The organism is Ensifer sp. B1-9 (assembly GCF_050474445.1).
Lineage (GTDB): Bacteria > Pseudomonadota > Alphaproteobacteria > Rhizobiales > Rhizobiaceae > Ensifer.
On sequence record NZ_JBCHVG010000004.1, the window covers coordinates 14,494 to 34,099 of the forward strand.

14 protein-coding genes are annotated in these 19,606 nt (G+C 54.5%); all 14 read right to left on the minus strand.

The window, feature by feature from the left end:
* Nucleotide 1: 1 nt before the first annotated feature.
* The gene (locus tag ACQ5BM_RS07945; protein WP_429809868.1) at nucleotides 2-1,018 is read right to left on the minus strand and encodes a glycosyltransferase family 4 protein; all 1,017 of its coding nucleotides are present in this window, start codon (nucleotides 1,016-1,018) and stop codon (nucleotides 2-4) included.
* Complete coding sequence (locus ACQ5BM_RS07950; RefSeq protein ID WP_429809870.1) at nucleotides 1,015-2,460, minus strand: glycosyltransferase; 1,446 nt, start codon at nucleotides 2,458-2,460, stop codon at nucleotides 1,015-1,017. Before ACQ5BM_RS07950 ends, ACQ5BM_RS07945 begins: the two co-directional genes overlap by 4 nt.
* A 13-nt stretch (nucleotides 2,461-2,473) precedes the next feature.
* Entirely contained in the window at nucleotides 2,474-3,586 is a 1,113-nt protein-coding gene (gene wecB, locus ACQ5BM_RS07955) for a non-hydrolyzing UDP-N-acetylglucosamine 2-epimerase (RefSeq protein WP_429809871.1), read from the minus strand.
* A gap of 100 nt (nucleotides 3,587-3,686) precedes the next feature.
* On the minus strand, nucleotides 3,687-4,856 hold the full coding sequence (locus ACQ5BM_RS07960; protein WP_429809873.1) for a glycosyltransferase: 1,170 nt from the start codon (nucleotides 4,854-4,856) through the stop codon (nucleotides 3,687-3,689).
* 281 nt (nucleotides 4,857-5,137) lie between these two features.
* Complete coding sequence (locus ACQ5BM_RS07965; protein ID WP_429809874.1) at nucleotides 5,138-9,949, minus strand: glycosyltransferase; 4,812 nt, start codon at nucleotides 9,947-9,949, stop codon at nucleotides 5,138-5,140.
* 31 nt (nucleotides 9,950-9,980) lie between these two features.
* Nucleotides 9,981-10,841, minus strand: coding sequence for a glucose-1-phosphate thymidylyltransferase RfbA (rfbA, locus tag ACQ5BM_RS07970; RefSeq protein ID WP_429809876.1), 861 nt, complete (start codon nucleotides 10,839-10,841; stop codon nucleotides 9,981-9,983).
* A 14-nt stretch (nucleotides 10,842-10,855) separates the two neighbouring features.
* Nucleotides 10,856-11,737: a dTDP-4-dehydrorhamnose reductase gene (gene rfbD / locus ACQ5BM_RS07975; protein ID WP_429809877.1), complete on the minus strand. Its 882-nt coding sequence runs from the start codon at nucleotides 11,735-11,737 to the stop codon at nucleotides 10,856-10,858.
* A 2-nt stretch (nucleotides 11,738-11,739) separates the two neighbouring features.
* Nucleotides 11,740-12,795 carry a dTDP-glucose 4,6-dehydratase gene (rfbB, locus tag ACQ5BM_RS07980; RefSeq protein WP_429809879.1) on the minus strand — a complete coding sequence of 352 codons (1,056 nt, stop codon included), beginning with the start codon at nucleotides 12,793-12,795 and terminating at the stop codon, nucleotides 11,740-11,742.
* A gap of 18 nt (nucleotides 12,796-12,813) precedes the next feature.
* The gene (gene rfbC, locus ACQ5BM_RS07985) at nucleotides 12,814-13,386 is read right to left on the minus strand and encodes a dTDP-4-dehydrorhamnose 3,5-epimerase (protein ID WP_429809881.1); all 573 of its coding nucleotides are present in this window, start codon (nucleotides 13,384-13,386) and stop codon (nucleotides 12,814-12,816) included.
* A 64-nt stretch (nucleotides 13,387-13,450) separates the two neighbouring features.
* Entirely contained in the window at nucleotides 13,451-14,458 is a 1,008-nt protein-coding gene (locus ACQ5BM_RS07990; RefSeq protein WP_429809882.1) for a hypothetical protein, read from the minus strand.
* 92 nt (nucleotides 14,459-14,550) lie between these two features.
* Nucleotides 14,551-16,485 (minus strand): glycosyltransferase family 2 protein, encoded by a 1,935-nt coding sequence (locus tag ACQ5BM_RS07995; protein WP_429809883.1) that lies wholly within the window; start codon nucleotides 16,483-16,485, stop codon nucleotides 14,551-14,553.
* Nucleotides 16,486-16,627: 142 nt separating this feature from the next.
* Nucleotides 16,628-17,440 (minus strand): sterol desaturase family protein, encoded by an 813-nt coding sequence (locus ACQ5BM_RS08000; protein ID WP_429809885.1) that lies wholly within the window; start codon nucleotides 17,438-17,440, stop codon nucleotides 16,628-16,630.
* 81 nt (nucleotides 17,441-17,521) lie between these two features.
* On the minus strand, nucleotides 17,522-18,319 hold the full coding sequence (locus tag ACQ5BM_RS08005) for a 3-methyl-2-oxobutanoate hydroxymethyltransferase (RefSeq protein WP_429809887.1): 798 nt from the start codon (nucleotides 18,317-18,319) through the stop codon (nucleotides 17,522-17,524).
* A gap of 53 nt (nucleotides 18,320-18,372) precedes the next feature.
* Complete coding sequence (locus tag ACQ5BM_RS08010) at nucleotides 18,373-19,599, minus strand: NAD(P)/FAD-dependent oxidoreductase (RefSeq protein ID WP_429809889.1); 1,227 nt, start codon at nucleotides 19,597-19,599, stop codon at nucleotides 18,373-18,375.
* Nucleotides 19,600-19,606: the final 7 nt, after the last annotated feature.

Below are 19,606 nucleotides of genomic sequence, written 5' to 3' on the forward strand. Positions count from 1 at the left end.
CTCACAGCCCAAAGAAGGAAATGGCAGCTGACGTCACATCCGCTAGACGCGTATGGTAGTCTCTGAGATCGGAAAGGTCTTCGATGATCCGCTCCTTCCGGTAAAGGGCATTCAACACTCTCCCCGCGGCTACTTCTTCGTCCGACATCGGGTAAAGAAAAGCTTCATTCTCTCGCGCAACTTCACGGTGACCTTCATTGGAAGCAAGGACCACCGGAATCCCCGCGGCGATGGACTCCGCTGCCGAGAGCCCCCATGTTTCATGCCTCGAACTCGATAGAAAGACGCTGCGCTCGGATCCAATTTCAGCATACAGATCATCGAACTTGTCGAATGGCACGGCGCCTCTTATAAACACATTCTTGAGGGTACCTAGACGAGCGGCCTCCTCGTACACGGAGGTACAATCGCGACTTGGCGTAACGATCAGCATAGATATTTCCGGCTCAATATCCTTTGCTCGAGCATGAATTCTCAGCGCCTCACTGACATTCTTGCCCGGCTCGACTCGCCCGATGTAAAAAATCACAGGTGTTCCCCACCGCCCGCTCACAATAGATGGTCGGGGACGCGGCACTCGGTTTGGCAGGAGCTCAACCGGAACATCGACCATCTCAGATACACGTCTCCGAACAGACGCCGATGGTACTGCCACCGCTTGCACTTGAGTTGGCAATGTCGAAAGATACACCTGCGCTTGATAGCCGCTGGCATGGCACTCCACAAAGAACTTCCCTCCCCTTGGGACGAAATCAAAAAACTCAGGAGTGTCTATAAGGCTAAAGAACTCATAGTCAGCGAGCCGGGGATTAGTCACTACGCGAACATAGTCATGCAGACCAAACGTATCGATGGCCCTCTTTATCGCAGCCATACCGCCGTGATCCCTTAAAAAAAGAAGATCAAGGGTAACTTTTGCTCCAGTTTCCTTGAAGGCAAACGCACGGTTTAAGAGAGCCCGCTCAACGCCGCCCAAGGTAGCGAATTGGTACACAGTAAGGATACGTACGCGCTTCATTTGGGCGCCACCAGGGCGACAAACCTCTCGCGCCACAACGACGCGCTGGTGAACCGAGCCATTGCCGCATAATCTAGCTCGCCGGCGCACAACCGCTTGAAAAGTTCGTTAATCAACGGGCCGCCGTCGCGCAAGCTGTCAAGCACAAATGTCTCGGGATACGTGGCAAGATGCGGCATACCACTCGCAATTACCGGCAACCCGAAGTACAGGTATTCGTAGATCTTTATTGGATCTACGGCTCTAACCAAAGGCCCATCAACGAATGGAATGAAGGCGATGTGCCAAGTACTTGCCACCTCAGCGAGCTTTTCAGCGGGAATAAATCCTTTTAGCTTTATGTTCGGCAGGTGCTGGATCCGGTCTGCAACCCATTCGGGCTCGCCGTAGCCAACCAGGTTCAATTCGATGCCGGGATTGCGGGCGGCCAAGTCAAGAATCGCCGGCCAGTCGAACCACGCGTCCGTCAGGTGGCCAAAATATCCAACAACGATGTTCCCGTTAAGTGAATGGTTTCTATTTGAAACAAAATGCTCACGATGGCTCATCGCGCGCAGTCCATTCGGGACGCATACAATATCGGTCCGCAAGCGTGAAAACTTCGCGACGAGCACGTCTGACACCGCCGTGACCCTATCACTTGACTGGATTGCCCTCAGTTCAAGATCTTCGTGCCACCAAATCGCTTGACCAACTTCGCTAAACTCCTCCCATTCATCCATTATGTCGTAGATGACCTTGAAGCCGAGCGATTGAGCTACAGGGATAAACTCCACAAAATCCTTGCTCGGGAGAGTCAAAAGATACGCCCCTTCGTCTTCGATCCTTGCCTCACGCACGGTTTGCTCGAGGAGATCGAGGTCGAAACGACCAATCTCAAGGACGGAGCCACCAAATATGCGCCCTCGATGTCTCAACTTCTCCAGCCGGTCCCATTGCCACGCTACGAAGACAACGAAATAGCCTGCTGCTGCGGCCTCTTTTGCCAACGCAATGGGGCGCTGATTATATTCCGGTCTGAATTCGAAAGCAGAGTTCACGACGAACAAACCTCGCCGCAACCCACATTTCACAAGGTTAGAACCGAGGCGAAGTCCCTCGCTTACATCAAATGACATAATCTCTGATAACGCATCGCCATCCTCTGTGCCGTCACCGCGGTCAGTGATGCGTGCGATGGCATTTTCCAATAATACACCAATGGAGGCCAAATCGGTTGTTGATTTATCTTGACTTATCTCAGTTTGCTTCGAGTCGTATTTTGCTTCAAACAACGATTGCCTCAATTGCTCTAGCTCGTGCTCCGAAGAGCGCTGCGAGGCGAGAAGGCCCCTCAAGGCTTTCAATTCCGCCGAAAGCCGAACGACCTCTGAATGCATCTTCAAGCTGTCAACGGACGATTGGGAAAAAATTTCGCCTGAGGCGGCGCTTTCAGAATTCATTTAGTACGACTCCTTAAAGTGTATCCCTAATAATATCAGCGATCCTCTTTGCAGACTTACCGTCACCATACGGAGAAACATTACGAGCCATCCCCCGATAGGCTGCCGGATCGTCAAGCAATAGATTTGTTTCTTTAATTATTACATCCTTCCGCGTTCCAACAATCTTCACAACCCCGGCGGATACCGCTTCTGGCCGCTCGGTGACATCGCGCAAGACGAGAACGGGCTTCCCAAGGGCGGGCGCTTCTTCCTGAATTCCGCCGGAATCGGTCAAAATCAAATGAGCATTTTTCATCAAAAAGACCATCTCCATATAACTTACCGGGTCAATGAGATGAATATTGGCGCTCCTTTGCAACATCTCGTTTACGGTTGCTCTTACAGCTGGATTCAGGTGCACTGGATAGACAATTTGAACATCCGGCCTTTTTGCAAGCTCTAGCAAGGCGGTGCAAATTGAGCGAAATCCATCCCCGAGATTTTCTCGTCGATGACCGGTGACCAATATCGTTCGCTTGTCACTCGAGAGGAAATTGAAGTTGGCAAACTGTGCTTCCGAGCCCTTCAGTTTCGCCTGAGCGTAGAAAAGTGCATCAATCCCCGTGTTCCCGGTTACATAGACGTCTCCCAATACAGACTTTTCATTGTGGAGGTTATCTTTTGCCTGGGTCGTAGGCGCATATAGTTGCTTTGCAACCGAATCGATAAATACGCGATTCATTTCTTCGGGCCACGGTTGAGTATAGTCTCGCGATCGAAGGCCAGCCTCAACGTGACCGATCGGGATTCGTAGATAAAAACAGGCCAAGGCCGCAGCCATAGCGGTCGTCGTGTCCCCGTGCACGAGAACAAGCGATGGCTTCACATCTCTAAGAAGACTTGTAAATTCCGCGAGGATCTTAGCAGTGAGTTCTGCTAGAGTTTGGTTAGGCGTCATCACATCAAGATTGACGTCAACTTTTTCATCAAAGATCTGGAGTACCTGCTCCAGCATTTGCCTGTGCTGTCCAGTCGAAACTGAAAGGACGTTACAAAAATTCTCAGCTCGGAGCCGTTTAAGGACCGGAAGCATTTTGATGGCCTCAGGGCGAGTTCCAAAAACGACGACTACGGTTTTACTCACTCCTAGCTCCAATTCTTATCTAAAAAAATCGACAGACGTCAGGCGAACGTCCCTGCCTCGGCAAGCAAACACACAACGGTAGGTAAACCCGCGAAGCTTGTCACTCACGCCAAGAGCCGCTCTCTTGTTCCAGCTTGTCTATTATGTCAATCACATTCAGTTCTCTTCCATATGAGCGCCCTGCCGCTCTAGCAAAGCCCACTGCGAACCGCTGCCGCGCGAGAGCGGCTCTATTCGAGCGGATTGCAAGGTAGGCGTTTAACTCGGCTATTGATCGCCCCAAGGGCAATGGGGGAGGCGCAGGTGGGGCTAGGATCTCGGTTAAGTTTGGAGGCCTGTAGTCGCCTAACCCACGTGCAGTGCAATTTGCATATGCTAGTGCTTCGATGTTTTCGCATGTTGCGAAGGTGGCAAGCTGCGAACCACAAACCAACACCGGTCGGCCCGCTGACAATGCCTCCAATACTACGCGACCCTCGCCAATTATCAGGTCGTACTCTGGTATTCGAGATTTAAACCAGTGCTCGGCTCCCATGACTCGAATGTGCCCTCCGACTTCACGCACTCTTTCGATAACCTCATGGGACAGCGGGCCCTCGCCAAAAATGTCCACCGCAATTTGATCCCGGCAATCTTTCAACAAGTCAATCAGTTGGTAGAGGCCCTCACATTTTCCATAGTCTAGACGTGCAGCAAATGCGGCCCTCAACACTGAGAACCCAAGCTTGCGATGTACCTTCTGTATTGGCGAACGCTCCGTTGCCGATACGTTAGAAATCGTTAGCAATCTGCGGACTACACCGGATGAATTTGCGAGCGCTTCAACTTCTCTGGACACAGCTATCGTGCGATCCACTAGTCTAGTGATGACATGCTGGAAGACCTCCCTTCCCTTACCTAGCCAGGGTATCCAAATTGGCCCGTGGATGGTGTGGGCGTGCACACCCATCACCATACACGGCGCCGATGCAACGGCGATAGCAGGCCAGGGTGTATGTGTATGGATGACGCTGCGAGGATAGCGATCCAAAATTCCTGCTAGAAATTCGTGGAAGTTCACGAGTTCTCGGTAGGTGCATTCCAAGTTCGGATTGACGGGCAGCTCGATCACAGCTCCGCCCCAAAACTTAGGAACATGCGCTCGCCAACCGGACGGGATCGCAGCTATTTGCTCGACGCTGCTATCGAGACGTCGAATAGCCTCCAAACGCGACTCCAATCCTCCGAGACCGATTGACTCCAGAATATGTAGATGCACTGGCACCGACACGAGATGCTCCCTTTCCAACCTTCGTTATTGTTATTATCAATTTGGTGGAAATTGGTGCGTGATCTGGCCCGCCGAACATCAGTTTGCTATTGCTATAATTTACAAATTTTTAAACTCAACAATCCCGCGTTGCCTCCACCGGCCTGATCAACCAAAAGCTCGCGGCCGGTCTACTAAACACCCTAAGCTTTTCCGGACGCCGTGTCGAACGGCCTCCGAGTCAAAAGGGCACCACGCTTCGATCGACTGATCGACTTTGCTCTAGCGAATGCTTGCGTCACTCAATCTAAAGCAGTGCTTGGCATGCCGCGTGAGCGAACGACGTCCCTGAAGAAATCATTGAGCTCGGGCTCCAGGAAATCTGTTGTGAAGCGCGCGGCCACCGACTTCCGTGCCGCCTCCCCGCTGTCGATTAAGATCTTGGGATCGCCTGCTAGTCGGCTCAGAACTTCATACCAATCATCGGCTGCGGCCGCAATGTAACCGTTACAACCATCATCAAGTGCGAAATCAAACTCAGCAACCTTTGAGGCCAAAATCGGCAGTGACACTGCACCAGCTTCTACGAATTTCACCGACGACTTGCATTTATTGAATGGTGTGTCTTCGAGAGGCACTAGTAGGATACTATGCTTCTCAAGCTCACTCATCATCGCATCATAACGAAGTAACGGAAAGCTCTGGACATTTGGCATCGACAACAATCGCTCTGAACTTTGTACCGCACCAAGTAATGTCAATTTAACATCAGGGCGCTCTACCAACAAACGGTACAGAGATTCCTCGACTATGGAGAAATCCGCTTTGTGAGATAGCGTGCCAGACGCGTATATTATCTTAAATTGATTAACGCTTCTCACCGGCGCTTTAACGTATCTGCCTGGCAATTTGTTACGATAGATTGCAGTACTTTTCCCGTAGCGCCTTTCGAAGGCATCCTTAAGGCCCGGCGTGGAAACTATGAAGGCATCCATCTTACGCATAAACTCGTCATAAGATCGCGCCACAAATTTTGCTTCGTCGGCATTCCATTCGCCACCCTTAACCGAACCGACAACTGCTATCTGGTCGGGCAGGATTAAATCGTCCATTTCGCCTACACAAGGCACACAGGCATTCCTTGCGAGTCCATAGAATGCGCCGACATTTCCCTGAGATTCAAAGCAGCGCTGGAAAACAACGGCAGAGGCCTGAGATATGAACTGTTCTGCCGTTTCCACCGGGGTGCGAGCGTGCAGGACTACCGTTTGATAGCCAACTTTGTTCAGTGATTCCGCGAACCACACTGCTCGATACCGCGTTGAAGCATTGCCAAGACCTGCAGCGGTGATAATCACAATACGGCCGGACGTCTCCCCGGGTAAGACTTTCGGCTCAAAATACTCTTCGCGCGACGCCATTGTGTATTCGACATCAAGCCGCCCGGGAAGCAGGTTTTGGATCTGACGTAGTTCGTGGTGACCGCCTAGCTTAACCTCCATGCCATTCAGCATGGCATGTGCTAAAGGCATCTCCGTTCTCACTAGTCCTTCGAACAGAGCGAAGAAGTAGTCTCGCGATACCTGCTGAGGGAAAAAGTCAGCGAGCGCACCCGATAAATATTGGAAGTACGAACGGGCCCCGAACTGGAGTTCCAAGGCGGCGGTAAACTCCGTAGGGAGCGGGTAGTTCACGGCCTTTAAAGCGGGTTGGACTTTCCCCACGCCATATTGTGCGAGGCCGTCGGCGGAGGGCTCGGCCGCAGAAAAGAGCAGTTCAAATAGCGTCGTATGAGACTCCACGAACGTAGCATAATGGCTCGGATCTCCGCAATCGAACAAAAGCGACCTGTGCTTGACGCTTTTGCTGACACGGTCACGAGAGCCGACATAACAGCCACTGATTGTAACATCGGATCCTATGGTGGCAACAAAACGCTCCAGACGTGATTGTATATTTAGTAGCCACCCTACATCGACAACAAGAAACCTTCCGGCATTTAATAATCCATTCTGTTCGAGGTAGTCCTTGAGTAGCCTTCTCTTCGGAGACGCCGCCAAGAAAATTGCCTCGGACAAGCTTCTGATAAGCTTCGCCGCTTCCGAAAGATGGCTCCAATTCGGTACAAAATCTGAGCTAGAAAAGTGTTCCTTTACTTTGCTTACAACGTAGCGATCATTGGGATCGAGTCCTGCCTTAGCAAGGAAATATGCGAGTGGCATGACGCCTAAATGCAAACCCTCTAAGAGAAAATAGACATCATTCGATGATAATTCACGTTCGAAAGTAGCAGGAACGACAGTTGCGCGAGATAAATGTAAGTAACGCGGAACATACCTTCCAGATGCGATGTCCTCCTTGAATAACTCGTCAAACGCGTCTTTAATAATCCGCCCGTCGCGAGCCATAAAAACAATTTCTGAGATACCAGTCTCATCCGCCGTCTGCCTTACGAAGAGCGCCATCATCGCTGCAAGCGGACCAGTGACCTCGAATCCAAGGCGGGTAAAGAACGTGGCGGCAGAGCCAGTTGGTGTCTTGCGCCAGAGCTTCAGCGACTGTTCAGACAGGCTGCCCCAAAGCCGGCCTATTTGGGAAAGTTTGCTACCGTCAATACCCGGATCTAGGACCGATACGCGCTCTTCGTATAGAGCTGGAAAATGCGAAGCCTTCAGACCCGCCAGGCGAGCCATATCCACGTCGCTATGTCGGTTGTCGCCAAAATGAAGGATCTTGCTCGGGGCAACTCCGAATTGTTCGGCGCGTGCTTTCAGCAGATCGTACATTCGACCGCTCTCTTTCTTTTTGCCGGTGACGGACGAAAGAAAGAGGTGGTCCCAATGCGTAAAACCGTTCTTACGAAGAATCTTCTCAATTGTAGCCACATCCAAGTACATGTCACTAGCAATGAATATCTTCTTCTGTCTCTCCCTCGCATAGTTGTACAGAAATGTCCCTACTGGGTGTGAAACGGACACGGCGATTTCAATATCTTTCTCCATCTCCGCGTTCTTAAAGAATGCCATTTCCGCATAAATCTGATCGATATTCACGTCGTCTCGTCTTCCGTCGTGCGACATAAGAACGCGACCTGCAGTCTCCATTCGTTCAGGGAACAGTTTGACGGGCGCCGGCTCGCGATGCGTATGCTTGAACTCGAGCAGGTCGAAAACAACCTCGGGCTGGCTGAGTCGGCGAGTGATCAGTGTGTCAAAAATGTCGAATGAAACAATTTCCGATCGGTCGATCCGCCGCAACGCGCCATCAAGCCAGGTGGCATCGGGATCTAGTGTGAACTCTGGGAAGAGGCCGATTATTCGCCGTGCAGCACTTTCGACGCTGTAGTCGGAGCACGCTTTCTCCTTAGCTCTTGAACCAAGCGCGGCACGGATAGAGTCATTCTTGAGCAGTTCCTCCACCTTTGCAGCCATCTGCTCCACATCTAGGTAGTCTACAACAATACCTGCATCTTGCTGAACGAAAGAGTGCATTCCACCTGCGCGGTGGTCAAAGCACACGATTGGTAAGCCGAGTTGCGCAGCTTCCAAACAAACCAAAGGGAATGGATCCTCCCGAGACGGCAACAAAAATACGTGCCCTTGGCCGAAATAATCACCCGGGACATCCTTGGGGCCTAGCCAAGTTACAATGTCACCAACGCCACGTTCCTTAATTTCAAGCTCTGGGTCTGGTATACTTTCGCTGGCAGAGCCAATCCAATACATCTGAATGTTCAGCGAGGCAGATCGCTTCAGCGCCACGCCTACGTCACAGAAAATATCAAAGCCCTTTCGCCTTTCGACCGTGCCGCACCCAACAACAATGCGCGTGCCGCTCAGTCGCTTGGAAGTATCCTTTGGCGACCTCGGTGTCACGAATGGCGGCAGGAAACTAATGGCAGTGGGAGTAACTCCACGAGCTCGCAACGCGATAACCGACGCCTCGGACACTGCAATAAATTTGTCCGTTCGCTCCTTCAACGCCGCGAAGGACTTCTCGAAGAGAACAAAAAGATTCTCCATTTCGTGAACGTGAGTTACCACTTCCGCGTCGAGAAAGTCGAAGTGATGGATATAGTGTCCCGATGCAATTGTATTTGCGTAGATTAGACCAACTTTGTTGCCGCAAAACTCTCGAAGGTTGCGTTCGAACGAGTTTCCGTGGTCTCCATCAAGGTGGAAACACTCACCAAGCGCCTCAAATCGATCAGACCACGGTCCCCGAGAACCAATAACAATGCGGAATGAAACACTGGTATTCTGGGAAACCCATTCAATTAAGTTGAGCAACACGCGAGGCGCACCAGTGCGGGACGACTCATGAGAAAGAAATAATACTGTGGGGCCGTTGTCCGCGCCTGTCTCGTCGGGCAGCAGTTGAACCGCGCTAATTTTCCGTCCCTCCGCGCGCCCAAATTGGATCCAATGCACCAATGGGTTCATGCCCAAGCCAGCAACGTCCGGATTATGTTCGAGATAGTAGGGGACATTAAAGTTTGGATTAGGCCATCGCCCTTCCCGCCAACCCTGTTCACAGAAATGTGAGACTGCATCGACACCCCTCACAGCAACTTCTGGGTACTTCGAAAAGTAATAATCAATATCAAACAAGCCACTCGCGGTAATTACTGTAAAGTCATCGGCGGGGTTAGCGTTTGGCGCAGTGCTGCGATTGGCGAAACTGATCTCCGAGCTTCCGGACCCACCAGCCAAAACGGTTGCACGCCCCTCGTTTCGGCCGTGCTTCAGATAGTGAAACAACGGATTTACTCGCGCAGCCACCACGTCAGGATTCATTCGAAGATAGGCACGGGTCGAAAACTTTGGCCCTGGATCTCTGCCTTCGCTAAACCCGTGCATGCAGTAATGCAGCAAAGGCTCAACGCCGGATGCTTTTACATCGGGATATCTCTCCAAGTACCAATTGGGATCAAAAATGTAGTTTGGTTTGCGTCCTTCCTTGAAACCATGCAGACGGTAGTGGCGCCACGGGTCGATGCCGCTCAACCGAACATCACTATTCATCCTTAGGTAGAACTCGCGATCGAAAAGCGCCCGAGCATTCGTGCGGGACCGTCGGAAGAGTTGTGTAAACCGGCCGAGCCTTCCCTTCATTAGTCTTTCCATTTGTTAGCGACCGCGTTCTCTAGATGATCCGAAGCAAGTACCGTCCATATGCCGTTTTCTCGTACTTTTTCCCTATCCTTTGAACGTCGGACTTGCTGATTAAACCTCGGAGGTAAGCAACCTCTTCCAGACATGCGATTTGTGTTCCTTGTCGATGCTGAATTGTTCGAACAAATTCAGATGCTTCAAGTAGGCTGTCATGGGTTCCGGTATCTAACCAAGCGTAGCCACGCGCCATGGTTTCCACGAACAACTCACCCCTTCGCAAATACTCTTTGTTGACATCGGTAATCTCGTACTCTCCACGCGGAGATGGTGTTAGTTGCTTTGCGATTTCAATGACCCTATTGTCGTAGAAATATAGCCCCGTGACCGCGAAGTTTGACTTAGGCGCTTTGGGCTTCTCTTCGAGAGAGACGGCGCGTCGATGCACGTCGAGTTCTACGACACCATAGCGCCGAGGATCCTCAACTTCGTACGCAAAGACTGTGGCTCCTGAGGAACGAGCACGAGCACGCGTCAGCATATCCTCTAGCCCCGCGCCGAAGAAAATGTTGTCACCAAGTATCAAGCAAACATTATCGCTACCAATAAATTCCTCCCCGATAATAAATGCTTGCGCCAGGCCGTCCGGAGACGCTTGTACAGCATATGTGATGCTGATTCCCCAGTCAGAACCGTCCCCCAAAAGCCTTTGATAGCTTTCGATAAACTCCCCTGCGGATATAATTAGCACGTCTGCGATGCCGGCCTGTATCAGAGTCGACAGCGGGTAATATATCATGGGCTTGTCATAAACTGGCAACAGCTGTTTGTTCACAACAAGTGTTGCAGGATACAGCCGCGATCCGGCTCCACCGGCTAGTATTATCCCCTTCATGTTTGATCTTTCTCTTATTTGGCAGCGCGGAGCATAGAAGCTAACACGGGTGCGAGAGCTGTGCGCCAATCGCGCGGAACGATTCCGTAGTCAGAGCCGATTTTTTGAACTGACAAAACCGAATTCGTTGGCCTTTGAGCCCCGTGCCCAAACTCGTGTGTTTGAATCGGTACAACGTCGACCGGATTTTCAACATCCCATTGCCTAAAGACCTCGCGAGCAAAGTCATACCAGGTTGCTGTCCCCGTATTCGCAAAGTGATATGTGCCCGTTGGGGCCGATGGGCGTTCCATCAAGGCTAGGGTGAGTTGACTTAGTGCCTCCGCGAGGTCTGTCGCGCTCGTCGGACAGCCGACTTGGTCATTGACAACCCGAATCCTTCCACCAAGCGCTCGGAGCCGGAGCATTGTTCTGACGAAGTTACTACCGCGTACGCTATATATCCAAGATGTCCTGACGATCACGTGACGGGCATTTCCGGCGCGTACGGCTTGTTCGCCCGCCTCTTTGGATGCCCCGTACACACCGAGGGGGCCGACCGGATCGTCCTCTGCATATGCTCCATCCTTTTCTCCGCTAAACACGTAGTCCGTAGACACCTGAACTAACGGAATCATCCGTTTTTTCGTCGCCGTGGCGAGCGCTGCCGGCGCTAATGCGTTCACTTTCCATGCCGCTAAGGCGTCGTCCTCCGCACGGTCCACTGCTGTGTACGCGCCAGAATTGATAACCGCCGAAAAGTTTCCCCCGGCTACATAGCGTTCGAGCGCATCGGAATCGCCCAGATCGATTTCTTGGCGAGTTGGCGCAACTACCTCGATGTCGCTTGGCCACTGGCAACGCAACAATTCGCTCCCAACTTGCCCCGTACCACCGGTAACAAGAATCCGTCGCATACTCATGCACCTAGACCTCGCCGGTTGGCAGCCTGACTCCGATCGAGAATATCCGTCCACCAATCGCGATTTCCCAAATACCAGGCTACGGTCTTCTCGATACCGCTCTCAAAACTTTCAACAGGCGCCCATCCAAGATCATTGCAGATTTTGGTCGCATCGATCGCGTAGCGCTGATCGTGGCCCGGTCGATCAGCGACATACGTGATCTGGTCGGCAAAGGATTGTCCGTCCCGGCGGGGCTGCAGGCGATCCAGTATTTCACAGACGGCTCTTACGACATCGATGTTCCGGCGCTCGGAGTTACCGCCAACATTGTAGGTCTGTCCTGGAACTCCCTTCTCAAACACGCATTGCAGCGCGCGGACATGGTCTTCCACGTATAGCCAATCACGAATGTTCGTACCATTTCCATAAACTGGGAGCGGTTCGCCGGCGAGAGCTTTCACGATCATCAGAGGAATCAGTTTTTCGGGGAAGTGGTAAGGGCCGTAGTTATTTGAACAATTGGTAATCAGCACCGGCAGGCCGAATGTGTGCCCCCAAGCGGAGACGAGGTGGTCCGAGCCAGCCTTGGAAGCCGAATACGGTGAACGCGGATCGTATGGTGTGGCCTCGGTGAAGTACCCAGTGTCGCCTAGCGATCCAAACACTTCATCAGTCGAAATATGATGGAACCGAAAGGTCTGCCCGCGATCGGCTGGGAGCGTTCGCCAATAGTCTAGCGCAGCAGCCAACATAGTGTATGTGCCGACAATATTCGTTTGAATGAACGCACCTGGGCCGTCAATCGATCGATCGACGTGTGACTCTGCTGCCAAATGAGTGATTACGTCTGGCTGATAATCCTCAATTGCGGCGGTCACCGCTCGCTCATCGCAGATATCACCCTGTTTGAACCGATATCGCGAGGAAGACGCTATCTGGGATAGAGACGTCAGCGTACCGGCATAGGTCAATTTGTCAAAGTTCAAGACTTCGTGCTCGGTATTCTCAATGAGGTGCCGAACCAGAGCCGATCCGATGAAGCCGGCGCCGCCAGTAACGAGAATGCGCATGGTCAGTCCTTCTGAATCTTACCTTTCGACCAGTTCAAGCGGAACACCGTCGTAGTCGAAGGGGCTGTCAAAATCACGCAGCAGCGGCTGACGTTCATCTTTGGGGCTCAACAGTGGCGTAATGCCATCATGTAGAGGCCATTCGACCCCGATCTGAATGTCACTCCAGAGTATCCCGCCATCGTTCTGTGCGGAGTAAAGATTGGAAACTTTATAGGTGACTTCGGTCGAGGGTTCGAGTGTCACGAAGCCGTGCGCGAAACCGACGGGGACATACAACTGGTGCCCATTTTCCGCGGAAAGCTCGGCGCCAACCCACCGCCCGAAAGTCGGCGAGTCTCGACGGATATCGACGGCAACATCAAAGATTGCGCCGCGGATACAGCGAACAAGCTTGGCTTGCTCGAAGGGCGGCGTCTGAAAATGTAACCCCCTCAAAGTGCCAACGGGGACCGAGAGCGAGTGGTTATCCTGGACGAACCGGTCGTTAATCCCATAACTGCTGAATACCCTCTCATTGTAAATTTCAGAGAACCATCCCCGATCGTCGCCCAATCGCTTGGGACGAAGCAACACAACCTTGGAAGTCATTAGCAACACCCTGCATGCAATAAAGTTGAGGGCCATCGACCCGGCGAAACATGCGACAACGTATCTACGTTTGCCCCTTCTTAAAAACGCCAAAACCCGTATCCGCTGCCGCCATCATTTGCAAGACTGCCTGGCGCGTCGCAATTGCAGCGTCTTCGCGAGCATGCAGGTCGTCAATAAGCTGCATGATGGCTTTGCGCCAGGCACCGACAGCGTAGGGCATCCGCAATTCTTCCGTATCGCGGAACGAGCCATATGCGATGCTTTCTGAGAACACGCCAGCAGCGCAATATCGCGCTACGTCTATGCGTTTCGTAGGTGCGCGGCTGTCGTTCACGTCCGACGGTGTCAGCGGGACGAGCATGATGTCAATGCGCCGGGTGTTCGCGTCAGCCAGATACTCTATCCACGGCAGCGGCTCACGGATTTCCACACGATCGAGGCCCTGCCAGATCACTGTTGCACGACGATCTGCAAATACCTCAAACCGAGCTTGTGGACGTTCACGCAGAACCTCCACAATAATCGGCCGAAGGAATCTATGCTCTTCCAAATGGACCCCTGTCGCGTGATAGCCGATCAAGACATCGCGATTCGTGGGATCATCTACTTCGACAACGTCGTACGTATTCGACCAGAGCGCTTTCGGCGGCGCCGGTGGCAACACCACCGCTTTCACCTCTCCCAGTCGAGAGGCGAGGTGCGGTGTCGAGGCCCAGACGATATCCAGGTGCCGGCTCAGGCGGCGGAGCGGCCAAAGAGCCCGGTAGCAAAGGAATAGCCGATAGAAAAGATCGGCGTCCCTCCCTGTCACAACAGCAGGGATGTCGTCGTCGAGGAACAGCCCTACTCCAGAGAGGCGCCCGGCATTACTCTCAATCCAGCGGAGGACAGACGGCGATGCATAGCGGCATATTATAACGAAAGCACCATCGGCATTGATGGAGGAAATTTCGCGGCCGCGGATATCTGCTACTTCATATGGTGGCATGTCCGGTGCCTGAAGGCGCGCTGCGAGATAATAGTCGAAGGTCGGGTTCGGTATTCGGCCGAAAACAATGATCCGCTTCACCGGCCGTCTCGGACGGCCGATGGCTCCCTCCCGCAACCGCGGCCGAGGCAACCGCCGCTCGATCCAGCGGACCAACCGTTCCCGCGCGTTGCTCAAGCGCTCGACCTCGCAGCAAGGTCTCGCGGACGGGCTTCGAGAACGAATTCTTCGGCAATGAGCGAGAGGTTCGGATTGTAGTAGGGATCAGCTTTCAAGGTATCGCTCCAGCGCTCATGCATGGCTCGCTCCTCCCGCGCAAAGCGCTGAAGCTTTTGCGGCGTATCGTCGGCGCCACGCGAGACGCTCTCTCTATGCAACATCGCCGCCGCCGGCGTCCAGATAATACGCATGCCCACGTCTCGTAGCTTCAGACAATAGTCCACGTCATTGAACGCGACGCTCAATTTTTGCTCATCCATGCCGCCCAACCGTTGCCACAAGTCCTTGCGCGTCAGCAGGCAGGCCGCAGTTACAGCCGACATATCGCGCCGCTGTCGTAAAAGTCCTCTATCGGTGCCGCCCTTCGGATGAAGAAAGTGAAAGCTGTGCCGCGCCACTGTCCCCGCACCGAGCGTCACCCCACCATGCTGAACGAAGCCATCGGGAAACAGCAGCAAATTGCCGGCGGCGCCGACCGTGGGATCATCGAGTTCACCTGCCAGATACTCAAGCCAATGACAATCAATGGGTTCCACGTCATTGTTCAGCAACAGTATGAGGTCGTGCCGGGCTGCATCGACACCAATGTTGCAGGCGTGGGAGAAGTTGAAAGCTCCCGGAAGAGGTATCCGACGGATCAGCCCTGACTGCTCAAACCGCGAGAACAAGGCCAGCGTGGCTGGTTCGGCGCTATCATTGTCGATGACGATCACGTCAAGGTCCGCCGGGGCTGTATTCTCAAAGAGACCTTTAAGACAAGCCTCCAGCAAGTCCGCCCTGTCGCGTGTGGGAATGATGACGCTAACTGCCGGGCGTTCGTGTTTGGGCTGAACGATCTTGTTTCGGTGATCGTTTCGACGGCACAATGGGCCGCGATGTAGCAGGACTCTCGGCACGTGTACGAGCTTTCCGGTGTGTGCCTGGGCAACGGCGAGGGCTATCTCAGCGATAGATGCGCCTTGCAGCGAAACGTCATCCGGAATGCAGGCCAAGCGAAGAAGGGCACCTTCCAGGGGAAGCCATCCGGAGCGAGCGAGCGGCTCATTCCAAGCCGGCTTGAAGAAGGGGGCAACCCGCACGCCGCGAGCGTCGATATCATCTTCGTCACAGTAAACGACCGCAACATCCGTTGAGAATGCGAACGGACGCGCCAATCGCTCCAAGGCTTTTCGGGCGACGCGCATGCCCGCGGGAAGCCGCAGCCACAAGAGATTATCGCTCACGCCGCCTCGCCTCAGCAAATCCTCGACGCCTGCTGGAGATGCTTCCTCAAAGTGTCGCCAGGTTTGAGCCCCGAGCGATTGTCTCGTTTCGGCGACCGCATCCCTATCGATACCCTCGATCGAAACGAGGATCCGTGGCCTTCGCGGCCACCCGCGCGCATCGTCTCCGGTCTCGCTCGCCTCCGCCAAAGCTTGGGCTTCGATCCAATCGCTATAGTCCGGGGCGGAAAGGGCGTCGCATTGCCGAACGAACCGAAACTCGGCCCCCTTTCGGTTGCCCGCGAGGAACAGTCTGACAATCTGCAGGAATGCCACAGTCCGTCGGAGTGCGATCAGGACTGCTGCCTCCGCGAGCGACATACGCCGGATCATGATCTGGGGCTCGGTCCTTGCTGAAGCATTTGCAGTCGCGACGTCGGGCAGCAAAGACACTGCTTCAAGCTGTACCGGCGTCCAACCGTAGAAGCACCCCCGTCCTCGCCGATCCACCAGGAAGGAACGGAAGACCGTGTCAGGGGTCCTTTTACGGCGCCTGAAAGCAAGCTGGGGGCGGCGACCAAGGCGGTTGTCGGGATCGCAAACCGTAAGCGTAATCGGCCGGTCCGCGTAATGTGCCGGGCCACGCCTCAGCGCGACCTCGATTTCATCCTGCGACAGCTCGATCATATGCTCCATCCATAAACCGCCTGGCGCGTCTACATTTCCCTGTTGCCATCGCAGAAAAGTGGATTGGAAACAACGTCCTCGGATGTTGAGTCAAAGCCGAGCGAAGCGCGCTATCCAAGACGCCTACCGAGTGCTCGTCGTATCATTCCGCCGCCGAGCTCTCCATTGCTCCCGGGGTGATTGGCCCTTTCCGCAGCTTGAGCGCCGGCGCCTCGCCTTCTAAGGCCTCCACCCGCCGATCATAATTCGGCGCGACCGTCCCCATCACCCGATCCCAGAATGAGAAATAGTTCGCGTAGTTATACTTGAATTCCGCATGATGCTGGTCGTGATAGGTCGTGCAAAGCATCGGCCAGGGATGACGTGCCGTACGCGAGGCAAAGTATTCAAAGCCCGCGTGGCCAAAGGTGCCGTTGATCTGGTCGAAGAGACGATGTACCAAAAGAATGATGGGCGGGAACGGCACGAAGAAGGTAATTACGGCATAATAGCCTTGCGACAACGCCGTGTCCACGAGGCCGATCGAATCATTGCTCCAGACGGTCGGCGCGACGCTGCGGTGATGGAGCAGGTGATACTTGTAGAACGCCTTGGTGTGCAGCAGCCGGTGGGCGAAATAGAACCAGGCGTCGAAAAGCACCATGCAGAGCAGGAACAGCGGGACGGCCGTCCACCAACTGAAACTCCAGGGCGAAAAGAACGTCCAGCCTTGGCGTTGGACGAAGAGACCGATCGCGACCGACGTGCAGGTGACAAGGATCGATGCCATGCTCTGGCGGATTTCGACGGCCTTACGCTTCTCGCCGCGTCGGCCCTTCTGGATGCGACGTTCGGGGTTTCGGTCGTTGAGCCAGGTGATGCCATAGCCCAAAATGAAATAGACCAGCACCGTTGCTGCGTAGATTATGCCCAGCAAGGCAACAAAGGTGAGACTGTCCTCAAGAAGGGCGCTCAAATCGAAATCCGCTATGGAGAGGGAGGTTCAGATAGCTGACGGACTATACCAACCGCCCTCCCCGACGCAAGCCATCAGGCGCTAATTGCGTTCCAGTTCGGCTAGGAACGTTTTGAGCTCCGTTTGATCAATGCCAACCAGATGCCGCTGTTCCGGATAGACGCCGGATCGAACGTCTTCGGCAAATTCGGTGAATGCGCCAATCCGTTCCCGCTGAAGTCGATCATATTCGGCGGCGAAGTTGCGATAGGTCTTGGCGTGGCGCGGCACGTGGCCGCGGTTGCTGCCGAGCACGTCATCGGCGAACAGATATTGAGCGTCGCAGCCCGAACCCGCCCCCATGGACAGCATCAGCATCGACGTTCGCGCACTGATCGCCGATGCGACGTCGCCGGGCACGACCTCGATCTCGGCAGCGAAGGCTCCAGCCTCCTCAAGCGCCTTCACTTGCCGCCAGATCTCGAGTGCGCTCGCCGCCGTCTTGCCGACAGCCCGGAACCCGCCGGTCCATGTGGCCTTGGAGGGAATAAGGCCTACATGGCTGCAGACCGGAATGCCCTCTTCCCGCATGCGCCGGACGGTCGAAAGACCCGCAGCGCAATAGACGGCATCACCGCCGGCCTTCAGCGCCTTGAATGCCGCACGGATGTATTCTTCCGCTGAAACGTAGTCGCCATATTCGAGGCCGGGAAAGGCAAAACAGGTTGGCGCCACTTCCCGAAACTGCGGCCCCAGCAGCGCCGGCGGCACGGAGACGAGGTCGATGCCGGCAGTTTCCGCCGCCTCAGCTTCGTCGAGCGTTTCCACCCGCAACATTGTGAGCTGGCGCTTGCCCTTCATCGAAAGGAGGTCGGCAACGGTCGGGCGGCGGCTTTTCATGAGAAGTCTCCGGTATCAATGAGCAAATAGGAGTGTGGCGAAAGGCTCTCGCACTAAGCAGCAAGCAGGGCCTTGAGTTTGGTTTCCGGCGAAACGAGAGCCCGAGGATCGGGCCGTTTTCCGGCCGCGATCAACATTTCCGCCAGCCGAATATCGCGCGCGACGGCGTTGCCTGGACCGATACCGGAAGCGGCAAGCAGCCGGCCGGCGTCGTCGAGATGGAAAAGGATGAAGGCGCCGTCTGCGAGATCGCGGCGTACGGTTGTGACTGCTCCGTCGGCAAGTCCGGCAATCTGCAATGTTAGGTCATATTGGTCGGACCAGAACCACGGTACGCTGGTGATCGCCTCGTCCGCGCCCAGCAGATTGCCGGCAACGAGCGTTCCTTGGTCCTGCGCATTGCGCCAGGCCTCAAGGCGCACCCGGCGGTCGCCATAGTGACAGAGCGGATAGGAGCAGCAATCGCCGGCCGCGAAGATATCGGGATCTGAAGTCCTGAGCGTCGCGTCGACCGCAATGCCATTGTCGACGATGAGGCCAGCGGCTTCTGCCAATTCCGTGTTCGGCGAGGCGCCAATGCCGACGACTAGGAAATCAGCGTCGATCGATTGTCCGTTCGCAAACAGGATACGCACGCCGCGCTCATCCACATCGATGCGATCGAATTTCGTATCGCAACGTAGATCGACGCCTTCCGCGCGGTGTCGCTCGGCGACAACGGACGCGATCTCGGCGGATACGCCGCGCGAAAGGATGCGTGGCAGTCCTTCGATGAGGACAACCTCCACCCCGAGCCGGCGCGCCGTTGCTGCGAGCTCCAGCCCGATAAATCCACCACCGATGATGGCGAGCCTTCGCCCGGGCAGAAGTTCGCGCCGGATTTCCTCGGCGTCGGCCTGGGTCCTGAGCGTGCGAGCGCGGCGAGATGCACCCTCGGTTCCGGGTATCGTTCGTGCTCGGGCGCCGGTCGTCAGCAAGAGTCGATCGTAAGCGATGCTACCGCCATCGAAAAGTTCGACGCGCTTGGCGACGCGGTCAATGGCCTTGACGGGAGAATCGGTCAGTACCTCGATCCCTGAGGCTGCATAGCGTTCGGCTTCGGCGATATATTTCGGCTGAACCTGTTCCTTGAGCCCTTCCTTCGAAAGCGGCGGCCGTTCATAGGGAAGATGCGGCTCGGCGCCGATTAGCGTGATTGACCCATCGTAGCCCTTCTCCCTCAGGGCAAAGGCGGCCCTCGCGCCGCATTCGCCGGCGCCGACAATGACGATTCCACCCATCTCAACC